Source organism: Streptomyces cucumeris (assembly GCF_024295805.1).
In the GTDB taxonomy this organism is placed as follows: Bacteria; Actinomycetota; Actinomycetes; order Streptomycetales; family Streptomycetaceae; genus Streptomyces; species Streptomyces cucumeris.
In genome coordinates this window covers 18,558-32,485 of sequence record NZ_JANCLX010000026.1, presented here as the reverse complement: position 1 = coordinate 32,485, position 13,928 = coordinate 18,558, and the positions used below count along the sequence as shown (strand labels likewise).

Annotated in this window: 11 protein-coding genes; 3 read left to right on the top strand and 8 right to left on the bottom strand. The window is 71.4% G+C overall.

All coding sequences use genetic code 11. The features are described 5' to 3' along the window. Window positions 1-69: 69 nt before the first annotated feature. The 4 genes from NMK44_RS29925 to NMK44_RS29910 all read right to left on the bottom strand — a co-directional run bounded on the left by NMK44_RS29925 (window position 70) and on the right by NMK44_RS29910 (window position 5,773). Window positions 70-1,695 (bottom strand): LCP family protein, encoded by a 1,626-nt coding sequence (locus tag NMK44_RS29925; protein ID WP_254748929.1) that lies wholly within the window; start codon window positions 1,693-1,695, stop codon window positions 70-72. Between the two features lie 72 nt (window positions 1,696-1,767). Further along, entirely contained in the window at window positions 1,768-3,453 is a 1,686-nt protein-coding gene (locus NMK44_RS29920; protein ID WP_254748927.1) for an LCP family protein, read from the bottom strand. A gap of 230 nt (window positions 3,454-3,683) precedes the next feature. Next, a complete protein-coding gene (locus tag NMK44_RS29915) occupies window positions 3,684-4,802 on the bottom strand; it encodes an LCP family protein (protein WP_254748925.1) in 1,119 nt (372 codons plus the stop codon). 221 nt (window positions 4,803-5,023) lie between these two features. Continuing rightward, entirely contained in the window at window positions 5,024-5,773 is a 750-nt protein-coding gene (locus NMK44_RS29910; RefSeq protein ID WP_254748923.1) for a TIGR03089 family protein, read from the bottom strand. A 127-nt stretch (window positions 5,774-5,900) separates the two neighbouring features. Here NMK44_RS29910 and NMK44_RS29905 point away from each other — a divergent pair, with 127 nt between their 5' ends. After that, window positions 5,901-7,229, top strand: coding sequence for an N-acetylmuramoyl-L-alanine amidase (locus NMK44_RS29905; RefSeq protein WP_254748921.1), 1,329 nt, complete (start codon window positions 5,901-5,903; stop codon window positions 7,227-7,229). A gap of 71 nt (window positions 7,230-7,300) precedes the next feature. Further along, a complete protein-coding gene (gene manB, locus NMK44_RS29900) occupies window positions 7,301-8,401 on the top strand; it encodes a mannose-1-phosphate guanylyltransferase (protein ID WP_308358615.1) in 1,101 nt (366 codons plus the stop codon). 288 nt (window positions 8,402-8,689) lie between these two features. Here the strand turns inward: manB and NMK44_RS29895 are convergent, their stop codons facing one another. The 4 genes from NMK44_RS29895 to NMK44_RS29880 all read right to left on the bottom strand — a co-directional run bounded on the left by NMK44_RS29895 (window position 8,690) and on the right by NMK44_RS29880 (window position 13,030). Further along, complete coding sequence (locus NMK44_RS29895; RefSeq protein WP_254748919.1) at window positions 8,690-9,595, bottom strand: DNA-3-methyladenine glycosylase family protein; 906 nt, start codon at window positions 9,593-9,595, stop codon at window positions 8,690-8,692. Between the two features lie 486 nt (window positions 9,596-10,081). Further along, the gene (locus tag NMK44_RS29890) at window positions 10,082-11,467 is read right to left on the bottom strand and encodes a coenzyme F420-0:L-glutamate ligase (protein ID WP_254748917.1); all 1,386 of its coding nucleotides are present in this window, start codon (window positions 11,465-11,467) and stop codon (window positions 10,082-10,084) included. Continuing rightward, a complete protein-coding gene (gene cofD / locus NMK44_RS29885; protein WP_254748915.1) occupies window positions 11,464-12,426 on the bottom strand; it encodes a 2-phospho-L-lactate transferase in 963 nt (320 codons plus the stop codon). Before cofD ends, NMK44_RS29890 begins: the two co-directional genes overlap by 4 nt. A gap of 73 nt (window positions 12,427-12,499) precedes the next feature. Beyond that, entirely contained in the window at window positions 12,500-13,030 is a 531-nt protein-coding gene (locus NMK44_RS29880) for a cysteine dioxygenase (protein WP_254748913.1), read from the bottom strand. 553 nt (window positions 13,031-13,583) lie between these two features. On the opposite strand from NMK44_RS29880, the gene NMK44_RS29875 reads away from it, so the two are divergent. Next, window positions 13,584-13,847, top strand: coding sequence for a WhiB family transcriptional regulator (locus NMK44_RS29875; protein WP_004952403.1), 264 nt, complete (start codon window positions 13,584-13,586; stop codon window positions 13,845-13,847). Window positions 13,848-13,928: the final 81 nt, after the last annotated feature.

The window sequence follows — 13,928 nt, the reverse complement described above, 5'->3', positions numbered from 1 at the left end:
CCCTCTCCCGCTCTGCTGCGAAGGGGCCGGACCCGGCCATGGGTCCGGCCCCTCGTCATACCGTCGTCCTCAGAAGGTGTACTGCGGGTTCACCTTCATGCACGCCTTCTTGTCCTCGCCGTTCAGGGCGTCGGCGCTCTCCGGCGTCTTGCTGTCGTCCTCGCTCGCGGGCTTGGGGTAGACGGCGCCCTCGCGCCAGTCGTTGCCGACCACGAGCGTCACCTCCTGGACCGACTTCGACGACTTCACCGCGGACTTCGGCAGCTTCAGCGCCTTGGCCACGGCCAGCGCGTCACCCTGCTTGGCCTCGTCGGGGTACATCACGGTGGTGTCGGCCTGTGAGGTCAGAACGGTGTTGGCGGTGGCCTTGGCGTAGCCGAGCCGGACCAGTTCGGAGGTGATGACCCCCGCGCGGCCCGAGACCGGCCCCAGGACCGTGCTGGAGGTGCCGTTCTGCACCACCACCGGCAGCTCGCCCTTGGGGGCGGTGGGGGCCGGGGTGTGATCGGGCTTCTTCTTGTCCTTGCCGTCCATCGCGATGTCATTGCGGAGCAGCGAGAAGGTCTGCTCGGCCTCGCCCGGCCTGGGCTTCACATACTCACCGCCGCCGCCGTACTCCCAGGGCATGGTGACCATGGTGGTGCGCTTCGCCGGCACCCGCTTGAGATCGTTGCCCAGGTCGTAGAGCTTCTTGACGGTGCCCAGGCCGTGGTCGACGGTCAGCGCCTTGGTCGCGGCCTCCGCCAGGTCCATCAGCTTGCCCGGGTCGCTGAGCTTGGTGCCCGACTTCAGCTGACGGATCATCGAGGTCATATACATGTGCTGGGCCTTGGCCCGGCCGATGTCGGTGTTGTCCTCGAAGCCGTAGCGGGTGCGCAGCCACTGGAGGGCCTGGACGCCCTTGACGCTGTGGGTGCCCTTGGTCAGCTTCAGCCCGGAGCCGTGGCCCCTGCTGTCATGGGAGTAGACATTGGCCCGGACGCAGACCGGGACACCGCCGACGGCGTCCGCCATGGACACCACCCCGGAGAAGTCGATCATCATGAAGTGATCGATGTAGACCCCGGTCAGCTCCTTCCAGGCGGCGACCGTACAGCCCGGACCGCCGTGCTGGAGCGACTGGTTGATGGCCCCCTCGGTCTTCGGGTAGACCTTCCCGGTCTCGGGGTCGGTGCACTTGGGGATGGTCACCCGGGTGTCCCGCGGGATGCTGACCACCGACATATTGCTGCGGTCGGCCGAGACATGCACCAGCATCTGCACATCGGCCAGCGGCTTGCGGTCGGCGTCCTGCTTGGCGCCGCCCAGCTTGACGTTCTCCGCGGTGTTACGGCTGTCGGACCCGACGAGGAGGATGTTCAGCGGGGTCTGGCCCGCGGCGTTGGGCTCGGGCTTGCCGATCTTGCTGTCGCCGAGGTCCAGCTCCTCCTTCCGCAGATTGCCGTTCAGGTGCTGGTAGTAGAGGTATCCGGCCCCCGCCGCGCCGAGCACCAGCACGGCGAGCGTCAGCGCGGTCCAGCGCAGTATTCGCACGCCCCGGCCGCGCCGGGGACGGCGCGAGCCGCCCCTGCGGTGCCCCGCGCCGTGTGACGCGGGGCCTTCCCCTTCCGGCGGGCTGTCATCCCCACCAGGATCGCGGGGTTCGGGCACGGCGGCGTGCCGCTCTCTCTCCCCCCGCACATTGCTCTGCCGCATCGGGCCTCCCCGGCTCCTGCTTCAGTTGTGGGCCGGTCGGAGGGGCGAGGCTGCTCCGCCGGCCGGCGACGGTCACTTGGCGCAGAGGTTCTTGTCGTCGGCCTCGACCCTCTGGATGTCCTTCGGCGCCTTCTTCGGAGCGGCGATCGGCGTACCGGCTTCCTTGAAGTCCGCCCCGAGCGTCAGCGTCATCTCGGCCATCGGCTCGGCGTCCTTCGTGCCCCGCTTCATCGCCGAGGCGGGCAGCCCCATGCTGTCCGCGAGCCGCCGGGCCTGGTCGGCCTGGTTGGGCGCGTACTCCAGGGTGGTCTTCTTCTGCTCCGCCTCGGCGTTGCCGCCGTTGCTGGTGCGGAGCATCCCCTGGACGTTCTGCATCCAGTCGACGGTCTCCTGTGCGGCGCCGAACTTCCCACTGCCGTTGAGCACCTTGGCCCGGACGTCCGCGGGCGCGGCCTTGGGGCCCTTGAGCAGGGCCGCCTGCTTGCTCTTGGCCGCCTTCTCCTTCTTCTTGACCTCGGTCAGCGAGATGTCCTGGCGGACCATGGAGAACAGCGGCTCGGCCTTGGTCTGGTCGAGCAGCACGGTGGCACCGTCGGTGTTGTCCACGACCGGGACGGTGGCGAAGGTGATGTTCTTCAGATCCACCTTGCTCAGGTTCTTGCCCAGATCGGCCAGCTTGCTGAGCGTTCCGATCCCGGGGTCCACCGTGAGCGCCTTGGTGGCGGCCTGCGCCAGCTTCCAGGTCTTGGTCGGGCTGGTGAGCGAACCGCTGGCCTTCATCTTGCGCATCAGCGAACTGAGGAACTGCTGTTGCAGCTTGATCCGGTCCAGATCGCCGCCGAAGCCCACCGCGTGCCGGGTCCGGACGAACGCCAGGGCCTCCTCGCCCTTGACGGTGTGCCGGCCCTTCTTCAGGTTCAGATGCGACTTGGGGTCGTTGATGTCCTTGCCGAGGCAGACGTCGACCCCGCCGACCGCGGTGGACATCTCCTTGACCGCGTTGAAGTCGGCCATCATGAAGTGGTCGATCTCCAGGCCGGTGATCTTCTCCACCGTCTGCCAGGTGCAGCCGGGGTCCCGCTCCTCCTGTCCCAGGCTGGTGTTGAAGCGCACTTCCTTCTCACCCGGGATCTTCTTGAACGAGCCGTCGTCCTGCTTGGTCTTGCACTCGGGGATATCGGTGATCATGTCGCGGGGGAAGCTCAGCACGGTCGCGTTCGACCGGTCCTCCGAGACATGGAACAGCAGCGTGGTGTCGGCGTGGCCGACGCTGCCCGCGTCGCCGTAGCCCTTGTTCCCCTTGCCGTCACGCCGGTCGGTGCCGATGAGCAGGATGTTCATCGGGCCGTCGGAGACCGCGGGGTTGTTCTCGCCGATATCGACCTTGTTGATGTTGCCGTTGAGCTGCTGGTAGAGGACATACGCCGCCACCGACCCGCCGACCAGCAGAAAGGCAAGCGTGCCACTGGTCCAGTAGAGGACCTTCTTCCCCTTGGACTTCTTCGGCTTCGGCTTGCGCCGGCTCGCCGGCCCCGAGGGCGCCTCCTGCCCCCGCTTGCCCCCCGCCCGGCGCCGACCCCCCGGCTCGGGCTCGGGGGCGCGGCGGCGGCTCGCTCTCGGGGCGCGTGGCGGCTCGGCGGCATCCGCCGGTGTCCCGGCGCTGTTCAGCCGCAGCTCATAGTTCCCGGTGTTCGGATCGAACACCCACTGGTCGGCGGGGTCGGTACCGTCCGCCCCACCCTGGCCTTGCGCGTCCACGGTCGCCTGTGTCCTCCGTTGGTGCCACGCGGCGCCTCCCCCTCAAGGCGCTCCCATCCGTACTTCTGTGCAAGTGCGCGGCCACCTCGTAGAGCGCACCGGATCGCTCACACTATCCGCCCAGTTCAGCGCCTAGTGACGCCGGTGACAAATTCCACTCCCCTACAACTGGGCATTCTGCCCAATCCTTTCGCCATCCTTCACGAGTCCGCGCCCCACGCTTCGCGCGGTTAGTCGCAGATGTCACGCGCCGCGGTCGTGCCCTGGTAGGGAGTGCGGTCCACCGCCTTCGGGTCCTCCTCCGTCGTGGACGTGACGGAGCGGGTCACCGAGACCGGCTGGTCGAGACGCAACTGCCGGAACAAGCGATCGGCATCGGGCTGGACGAGCTCATCACGGTTCTTGTTGTACGTATAGGGCTGTCGCGGAATCGTAAGGAATCGGATTTTATCCCGGGGGATGTTCCGGACCCCCCGTGCCAGGTCGTACAGATCCTTGAGCGAATCCAGTCCCGGATCGGTGGTCAGCGACGAGGTCGCGGCGTTGAGCACGGGATACAGCTTTCGCGGGTTCAGCAGCACACCATTGCTCTGCACTTTCTTCACAAGCGAGCCGAGGAACTCCTGCTGCCTGCCGATACGCTCGGTGTCGCTCCCGTTACCGATGCTGTACCGGGCCCGTACATAACCGAGTGCCTGCTCCCCGTGGAGGACCTGGCGCCCCGCGGGCAGCCGCAGATGCGCGTCGTTGTCGTCGACGGACTCCTTGAGACAGACCTCCACGCCGCCGACCGCGTTCACCAGCTTCTTGAAGCCGTTGAAGTCCACGATCATGTGGTGGTCCACGCGGATCCCGGTCAGCTTCTCCACCGTGCGGATCGTGCAGGCCGCCCCGCCGTATTCGAACGCCCAGTTGAACTGGGCGAACCGGGGGGCCATCCGCTTCCCGTTCGCGCGGTCGCAGCCGGGGATGTCCACCATCAGGTCACGCGGGATCGAGACGGCGGTCGCGCCCCTGCCGTTCGCCTGGAGGTGCAGCAGGATCGTGGTGTCCGAACGCTGGGTGCCGGTGTCCCGGCCGTACTTCCCGTTGCCCTTGCCGCCGCGGTCGTCCGAGCCGATCAGCAGGATGTTCTGGGCGTCCCGCACCACCGAGACCGGCCGCTCCGCCTCGTACTTCCGCAGCTCGTCCGCGGTGCGGGTGTCGGTGCGGATGTTGCCGTTCAGGCGTTCGTAGAACCACCAGCCCGTCCCGGCGATCGACAGCACCAGTACGGCCACGCCCAGCGCGAGCACGCGCAGCCATCGACGCCCACCTCTGGGCGCCGTGTCCGGGCTGTCACTCGTCACGTCCGCGTCCTCCCAACCCGTGGTCCACCCCGGCAGGGCGGACTCGCATCGCATGCCGGGGTCCCGAATTATTGGGACAGACATGCGAACCCCGCACATGGTTGTACGTATCCGTCGATCATCGCGCGGGGCGGGCGGCGGGGCGCGTGGGCTCGGCCCGCGGGTCCGCCGGACGGGTCAGGGGGGATCCGGGCGGTCCCGGAGGACCGCCCGGACCGCAACTAGACGCTCTCGGTGACGCGCTCACTCTCCCGGCGCCCGGCCAGCGCCCGCGCGTCGAGCTGGTCCAGATGGCGGCACAGCACCACCGAGCCGCCCGAGGCCAGCGGGGCGAACAGCCCGTACGAGAGCCCCTCCCAGCCGTCGTACGCCAGCCCGGACAGCACCCGGGAGCCCGGTCCGAGCCCCCGCGCCGCCGCGTCCGCCCGCGCCCGCTCCACCAGCCCGGCCCCGGTCAGCTCCAGCCCGCCCACGGTCAGCGCGGGCGCGTCCGGGTCCACCGGGGCGTACGGCGCGAAGCGGTCGCCCTGGCTCGGCACCTCCACCGCGTAGTCCGCGAACCCCGGCGGCGGCTGCGGGAACCGCCCGCCCATCGGGCGCAGCGCCAGCGCGATCCGCTCCCCGGAGCAGGCCCGTGCCTCCTCCAGGGAGTCCGGGCCGCTCACGACCACATCGGCGGCGGCCGGATCGCCCCCGACCTCCGCCACCACACCCACCGACGAGCAGGCCAGCAGCCACACCGCGGTCTGCCAGTGGGCAGGCAGCAGCAGCGCCAGCCGGTCGCCCGGCGCGGCCGACAGATCGTCCTGGAGCAGGTTGGCGGTCTTCGCCACCCAATTGGCGAAAGTGGCCACGGAGAGTTCGACGCGTTCACCCGTCGCGTCGTCGTAGAAGGTCACGAGCGGGCGGGCCGGATCCGCGGCGAGCGCGGATCGCAGCAGGTCGGCAGGGGTGCGATCGGTGGCGTTCACGCGCGCAAGCGTACGCGGCCGCCGTTCGCCCCGAACGGGGATGCGCACGTCCGGCCCCCGGACCGGCTCGGCGCGGCGTCCGCTCCCGAATGGACAGCCTTGTTGCGGTATGTCCACGATTTTTCACATGCGCGCTTTTCTCGCCCTGTCGACCGGCGTCGTCTGCACCGCCGCCCTCGCCGTCCCGCTCGTTCTGTACAGCGCCGCCGCCGACCCCCGCGCCGTCCAGCCCGGCGGCACCCAGTCACTGCCGCTGCGCGCCCTGGGCGGCGGCCTCGCGCGGAGCGCGGTCGCGCCCGGCGGCGCCCAGGGGGTCGCCGCACGTGGCGTACGGCCGTTCTCGCTGGTCGGCGTCGTCTGGGACCGTGCCGACCAGGAACTCGGCGCCCAGGTGCAGGTACGGACGCGCGCCACTGGCACCGGTCTGTGGTCCGCCTGGCAGAACCTCACACCGTACGGCGACGAGGCCCCCGACCCCGCCCTCCCCGAACTCGGCACCGCCCCCGCACACGGCGGTACGGCACCGCTGTGGGTCGGCGCCGCCGACGGGGTGCAGGCGCGCGTCCTGCCCGCCACCACCCGGTCCGCACCGGCACTGCCCGCGGGTATGCGGCTGGACCTGGTGAACCCCGGGGAAGCGGCACCGGCCGCGCACCGCCCGCTCCCCGCGCCCGTGACGCGCGGCCCGGCGGCCACCCCGAAACCGGTGCGGTCCGCGCGGCCCGCGAAACCGGTGCGGCCCATCCGGCCGGTGAAACCCGCCAAACCCCTCAAGCCCGCCGTGCCCGCAAAGCCGCTGAAGCCCCCGGCGCACCGCCCCTCCGCGTCCCCCGCGGCCACCGCCGCGCCGCACACCGCCCCCAGGCCCCGCATCATCACCCGCGCCGCATGGGGCGCCGACGAGACCCTCCGTGAGAAAGGGCACGCCTACAGCAGGACGGTCAAAGTCGCCTTCCTCCACCACACCGTGACGGGCAACACCTACCGCTGCTCCGAAGTCCCCTCCCTCTTGCGCGGTATCTACCGCTACCACGTCAAGAGCATGGGCTGGCGGGACTACGGCTACAACTTCACCGTCGACCGATGCGGAAACATCTACGAAGGCCGCGCCGGCGGTGTGGCCAAAGCCGTCATCGGCGCGCACACCCGCGGGTTCAACGCGAAGAGCATGGGAGTCGCTGTCCTCGGAACCTTCGACACCGAGCGGCCGTCCAAGAAGGCGGTGAACGCGATCGCCGGACTCACCGCGTGGAAACTGGGTCTCTTCGACAGGAACCCGAAGGCCGTGGTCCATCTGGTGTCCGGTGGCGGGAACAAGTACACAAAGGGCACCAGTGTGAGGTTCAACGTGGTCTCCGGACACCGTGACGGCTTCGCCACCGACTGCCCCGGGCGGCGTCTCTACGACAAGCTCGGCCCGGTGCGCCGTGCGGCGGCCCGGCTCCAGGGGCGCTGACCAGGCGCGGTCCACGGATCTGCCTACACTGGCCCGGCCCGGCGAGCCCCAGCAGGAAGCAGAGACGATACGTGACCACAGCGCCATCAACGCCAGAAGCGATCCTCCTGGTCGGCGGCAAGGGGACCCGGTTGCGACCCATGACGGTGCACACCCCCAAGCCGATGGTCCCGGCGGCGGGCGTGCCGTTCCTCACCCATCAACTCGCCCGTGCCCGTGCCGCCGGGGTCGAGCACATCGTGCTCGCCACGTCCTACCTCGCCGAGGTCTTCGAGCCCTACTTCGGTGACGGGTCGTCACTCGGATTGCATCTGGAGTACGTCACCGAGGAGGAGCCGCTCGGCACCGGCGGAGCCATCCGCAACGTCGCCTCCCGGCTGCGCTCCGGCCCCGACGACCCGGTGCTCATCTTCAACGGCGACATCCTCACCGGCCTCGACATCCGCGCCCTCGTGGACACCCACCGCACCACCGGTGCCGATGTCTCCCTCCACCTCACCCGGGTCAGCGACCCGCGTGCGTTCGGGCTGGTGCCGACCGACGCCGAGGGCCGGGTCACCGCCTTCCTCGAGAAGCCGCAGACCCCCGAGGAGATCGTCACCGACCAGATCAACGCGGGCGCGTACGTCTTCAACCGCTCGGTCATCGACGCCATCCCCGCCGACCGCCCCGTCTCCGTGGAGCGCGAGACCTTCCCCGGACTGCTCGAGGCGGGCGCCCACCTCCAGGGCATGGTCGACTCCACGTACTGGCTGGACCTCGGCACCCCGCAGGCGTTCGTCCGCGGCTCGGCCGACCTGGTCCTGGGCCGCGCCCCCTCCCCGGCGGTGCCGGGGCGCTGCGGTGAGCGGCTGGTCCTGGAGAGCGCATCCGTGGCGGACGACGCCAAGCTCTCCGGCGGCACGGTGATCGGCCCCCGAGCCCGGGTGGGCGCGGGCGCCCGGATCGAGGGCAGCGCGGTGCTGGAGGGCGCGATCGTCGAGGAGGGCGCGCAGGTGCGCGACTCCCTCGTCGGCGCGGGCGCCCGCATCGGAGCGCGCACGGTCCTGCAGGGCGCCGTCATCGGCGACGGCGCCCGGGTGGGCGCGGACAACGAACTCCACGACGGCGTACGGGTGTGGTGCGGGGCGGACATCCCGGCGGGTGCGGTGCGGTTCTCTTCCGACCAGTAGGGGGTCCGTGGGGCGGGTGCGTTCGGTGGTGCGGGTGCGGGTGCGGGGCCTCCGGGGCGGGGTCCTGGACCGTATATTTACGGCGCCGTTGCCCGGGGACGTGAGCCTGGGCCGGAGATTGGCGCCACAAATACGCCCCTGGGCTTCGGCATGGGGAACCCCGCAGCGTCCAGGACCCCACCCCTGCGACCCCGCACCCTCCCGTCTCGTCGCCGGCTACCGGCCGGACCGGGACACGACGGGATGTGCGCACCCTCCGTCTCGTCGCCGACCACCCGCTGGACCCGGCTACATGGCGCGGAAGTCCCGTACGGCGAAGCGCGGGGCGCGGCGGGGTGGAGTGCGGCCGGACAACAGGATCAGCCGGGCCGCCCGGTGGCGCTGACCCGCGTAGGGAGCCAGTAGTTCGAGCATCGCCGCGTCATCGGTACCCCGCTGACCGGTCAGCGCGTAGCCCACGATGCGCGGCAGATGGAGGTCCCCGACCGTGATCGCGTCCGGAGTGCCGTTGCTGCGCTGAAGGGTCTCGGCCGCGGTCCAGGGCCCGATGCCCGGTATGAGCTGGAGACGGGCGGACGCGGCGGCGAGATCCATGGCCGCCGCCTCCTCCAGCCGCCGCGCGGCCCGGACGGCCCGGAGGATCGTCGCCGAGCGCTTGGAGTCGACGCCCGCCTTGTGCCACTCCCAGGACGGGATCAGCGACCACGCGCGCGGATCGGGCATCACCCGCATCCGCTCGGCCGGTCCGGGCGCGGGCTCGCCGTGTCGCTGGAGCAGCAACCGCCAGGCGCGGTACGCCTCGTCGCTGGTGACCTTCTGCTCCAGGATCGAGGGGATCAGCGATTCGAGGACCAGCCCGGTGCGGATCAGGCGCAGCCCGGGGTTACGGCGGTGGGCCTCGTGGACGAGGCGGTGGCGCGGGGTGAAACCGGACGGGTCGTCGTGTGCCCCGAGCATCGAGGGAAGCCCGTCGAGCAGCCATGCGGCACCCGGTCCCCAGGCGTGCGCTTCGATCTCGCCGCCGCGGCGTGCGACGCGGAGGGTGCCGGGCCCTTCCGGGGTCCGGGTCGCCCGCCAGAACGTGCCGTCCCCACCGACCCGGAACGCCGGATCCCCCGGCCCCCGCTGAAGTACGCAGAGATTGCGCGCGAGGTCATAGGGCCCCGAGGGCGTCCAGGTACGGCTGACAGACACGCCGCCACCCTACGACCCCCCTAGGACAGCCCGCCCGGTCCCCGGTCCGGCGGGTGGTCGACGACGAGGCGGGAGGGTGCGGGGTCGCAGGGGTGGGGTCCTGGACGCTGCGGGGTTCCCCATGCCGAAGGCCAGGGGCGTATTTGTGGCGCCAATCTCCGGCCCAGGCTCACGTCTCCGGGTACCGGCGCCGTAAATATACGGTCCAGGACCCCACCCCGGAGGCCCCGCACCCGCACCCCGCCCCCCCCCGCCGCCCCCCCCCCCCCCCCCCCCCCCCCCCCCCCCCCTTTCCCCCCCCCCCCCCCCCCCCCCCCCCCCCCCCCCCCCCCGCACCCGGCCACCCCGCGCCGCACACCCACCGCACCCCCACACCCCACCCCGCACAACGCGCGCCCCCACCCACGGCGCGCACCTCGCACCCGCGCGCCCCGAGCGCCGCAGCGGCGCACTCAGCACCCCGCACACGCCACCGAGAGCGAACCCCTACCGCACCACCACGAACGCCCCCGCGTCCCGCTCCGGCCGTTCCCTCGGCGGAGCCGCCGCGTGGCCGACGGCGACCGCGCCCATCGGGTCCCAGTCCTCCGGCAGGCCCAGCACCTCCCGCACCACCGGGCGGCAGAACATCGTCGACGACACCCAGGCCGACCCCAGCCGCTCACCCGCCAGCGCGACCAGCAGATTCTGCACCCCGGCCCCCGCTGCCACCACGAACATCTCGCGCTCGGCCGCATTGCGCCGCGCGTCCGGGTACGTATGCGCGCCGTCCGCGACCAGGCACGGCACCACCAGGTACGGCGCCTTGCGCAGCACGTCCCCGCGCCGTACCCGCTTGGCGACGGACTCCTCGGAGAAGCCGTCGCCGCGCAGATCCGCGATCCACGCGTCCCGCATGGCGTCGAGCAGTCCGGTCCGGGACTCGGCGGACTCCAGCAGCACGAACCGCCAGGGCGTCGTGTGGTGGGGCGCGGGAGCGGTCACGGCGGCGGCCACGGCACGCCGTACCGCCGCGCCGTCCACCGGCTCGTCGGTGAACTCGCGCACCGTACGCCGCAGGGTGACGGCCTCCCGTACGGCCTCGGAGGTGCCCAGCCGGAACATGTCGTCGGCGGCACCGCGCACCAGCGCCCGCGCGCCCCGCGGACCGGCACCCGCACCCGCACCCGCGTCGGCACCCGCACCGGCATCGTCCGGTTCCGGGGCCACCACCTGCGGCAGCCCCCGCACCACCGCCACCGGCAGTCCGTCCGCCTTGCCCTTGACCAGTTCGCCCGCGGCGGCCAGCTCATCGGCGGTGGCGACGATCGTGGCGCTCAGCGGGTTGCCGTGGGCGTCGGAGCCACCGCGGAGGTCGTCCAGGACGCGTACCCCGGCGGCGCCGATGGCGACATCGGTGACGCCGTTGCGCCAGGGCCGTCCGAAGGTGTCGGTGACGAGGACGCCGACCTCGACGCCGAGCGCGTCCCGCAGCCCGTCGCGGAGGGCGCGGGCGGAGGCGTCGGGGTCCTCGGGGAGCAACAGCACGGTCCCGGCGGGGGTGTTGGAGGCGTCGACCCCGGCGGCGGCCATGACCAGCCCGTGCCGGGTCTCCACGATCCGGGTGGCGCCGCGCCGGGCGACCACCCGCACCGCCTCGGCGTCTATCGCGGCCTCGCGGTCGGCGGCTTCGACCACCCGTCCCTCGGCCTTGCTGACGATCTTCGAGGTGACGACGAGGACGTCGCCGTCGGCGAGTCCGGGCAGCCCGTCGGCGGTCGCGGCGTCGGCGATGAGCTTGGCGAGATCGTCGCCCTGCCGGACCTCGGGGAGGCCGGGGAGGGCCCACACCCGGTACGAGGGGGCCCCGCCGTGCCGTGCGGAGGGGCTCATGCGCGCACCTCCTCGGCCAGCGCCAGCGCCTCCGCCGCCATCCGGGCGGTGGCCTCGGTGTCGGTCATCATCAGCGGGACGGCCTTGCAGCGGATCCCGGCGGCCTCGACCGCGTCGACCCGGCCCGCGTCGACGGTGTCGACGAGCCAGCCGTCGAGCAGCCCGGAACCGTAGTGCTGGGCGACCGCGGCGGCGGTGGACTCGACGCCGACGGCGGCGAGCACCTTGTCGGCCATACCGCGCACGGGCGCGTCGCCGACGATGGGGGAGAGGCCGACGACCGGTATCCCGGCGTCGGCGATGGCCTCGCGCACCCCCGGCACGGCGAGGATGGTGCCGATGCTGACGACGGGGTTGGACGGCGGGAAGAGGACGACATCGGCCCCGGCGATGGCCTCGAGGACACCGGGCGCGGGTTTGGCCTGGTCGGCGCCGACGGGGACCACGGCGTGGGCGGGTACGGAGGCGCGCAGCCGCACCCAGTACTCCTGGAAGTGCACGGCCTTGCGCCCGTCGCCCTCAGGGTCGTCGATGAGGACGTGGGTCTCGACCCGGTCGTCGGTCATCGGCAGCAGACGCACCCCCGGCTGCCAGCGGGCGCACAGCGCCTCGGTGACGGCGCTCAGCGGATAGCCCGCGCCCATCATCTGGGTGCGGACGATGTGCGTCGCGAAGTCACGGTCGCCGAGGCCGAACCAGTCGGGTCCCACCCCGTAGGCGGCCAGTTCCTCCTTGACCGCGAAGGACTCGTCGGTCCGGCCCCAGCCCTGCTCCTCGTGGATGCCGCCGCCGAGCGTGTACATCACGGTGTCGAGGTCGGGGCAGACCTTGAGCCCGAAGAGGTGGATGTCGTCACCGGTGTTGCCGATGACGGTGATGTCCGCGTCGGGGGCGGCCGACTTCAGTCCGCGGAGGAAACGGGCACCGCCGATGCCACCTGCCAGAACCACAATGCGCATGGGGGACAGTCTTGCAGTCGCCCGGAGCGCCGAGGAGGTTCGGGGCGGTCGGCGGAGGTGGGAGCGGAGCGGGTCAGCCGCCGAGCGCGTCCAGCGCGTTGACGCCGTCGAGCGCGGGGGCCGCGCCGGCGCCGGCGTTCTGGGTGGGGTGCAGCGGCATCTCGGTCAGTCCGGGGAAGTAGATGTGGAGGCTGACGGCGGGTTCCAGGGAGTCGTTGACGACGTCGTGGACATAGCCGGGGGCGAAGACGCGCTGGGCGCCCGCGGTGAGGGTGTGGCGCGCGCCCTGGTGGCCGACGCGTTCGGTCAGCTCGCCTTGGAGGACGGTGAGCACACCGGAGGAGCGGCCGTGGTCATGGGCACCGCTGCCCTGGCCGGGCACCCAGCTCAGCAGCCAGACCTCGTAGCCGGGGCCGGTGCGCAGCCGGTGGTACCAGCGACTGGTGGCGTCGTACTGGACGAGCGGCGCCCAGCCGTCGCGGTCGGCGGCGATGGCGCGGGCGAGCCCGGCGAAGGCGGAGACGGTGGAGGGGTGTGCGGGTACGGGCGGCAGCAGATGCGGGATGGCGAGCGGGTCACCGGCGATCTGGACGTCGCTGTTCATATGCGGGATTCCTCGGCAGGAAAAGGTGCGGGAAGGGCGCAGAGATAGCTGGAGCTCGGGGGCATCAACAGCTGGAACAGCGACAGCGAGCCTGCACAGCGCAGCGGAACCCGTGGGCACGGGTCGCGAGGGGCGCGTGGGTCACTGACATGGGGACAAGGAGAGCGGGTCACGCGCCGTCCTGTCAACTTGATCTCCTGTTTGGCGCAATCTTTCACCTCTTCCGGTAGCCGCCGTGGCAGAAAGGTTTGTGCATGCGTTAGGCGGAGAGGTGGCGCAGCATCCGCACGCGACACGCAACGGGATCGGCGCCGGGGGCGTCCTCTCTGATGAGTCACGGAGAGGAACCCGGGGCAGCAAACGGGGAAGCGTCTCGTTTAGGCCGATTTGAACACTTTCCGCGCAGCCTTGGTTCCGCAGAGTGAATAAGAGGCCCAATAGCAGATCTCGGCTTGACTGGCCTGGATCGGCACACTTGTAATTTCACTCGTGTCGTTCTGCCGCTTCACGACGGCAACGGACATGGGGACGCAAAAACAGACGAGGGGCGCACATGACCGAGTTGTTCCAGCAACTGCTGGTCGAAGAGGCGGACGAGGAGCTCGGTTGGCAGGAGCGCGCGCTGTGCGCCCAGACCGATCCCGAATCGTTCTTCCCGGAAAAGGGCGGATCCACGCGTGAGGCGAAGAAGGTCTGCCTCGCCTGCGAGGTCCGGTCCGAGTGCCTCGAGTACGCCCTCGCCAATGACGAGCGCTTCGGCATCTGGGGCGGTCTGTCCGAGCGGGAGCGCCGCCGACTGAAGAAGGCCGCTGTCTGACATATCCGCACCGCTTGGACGAAGCGGCCACCGGGCGAACGGTCCGCCTCCCGCGCTCCGCGACGGGCGGCGGACCGCCTG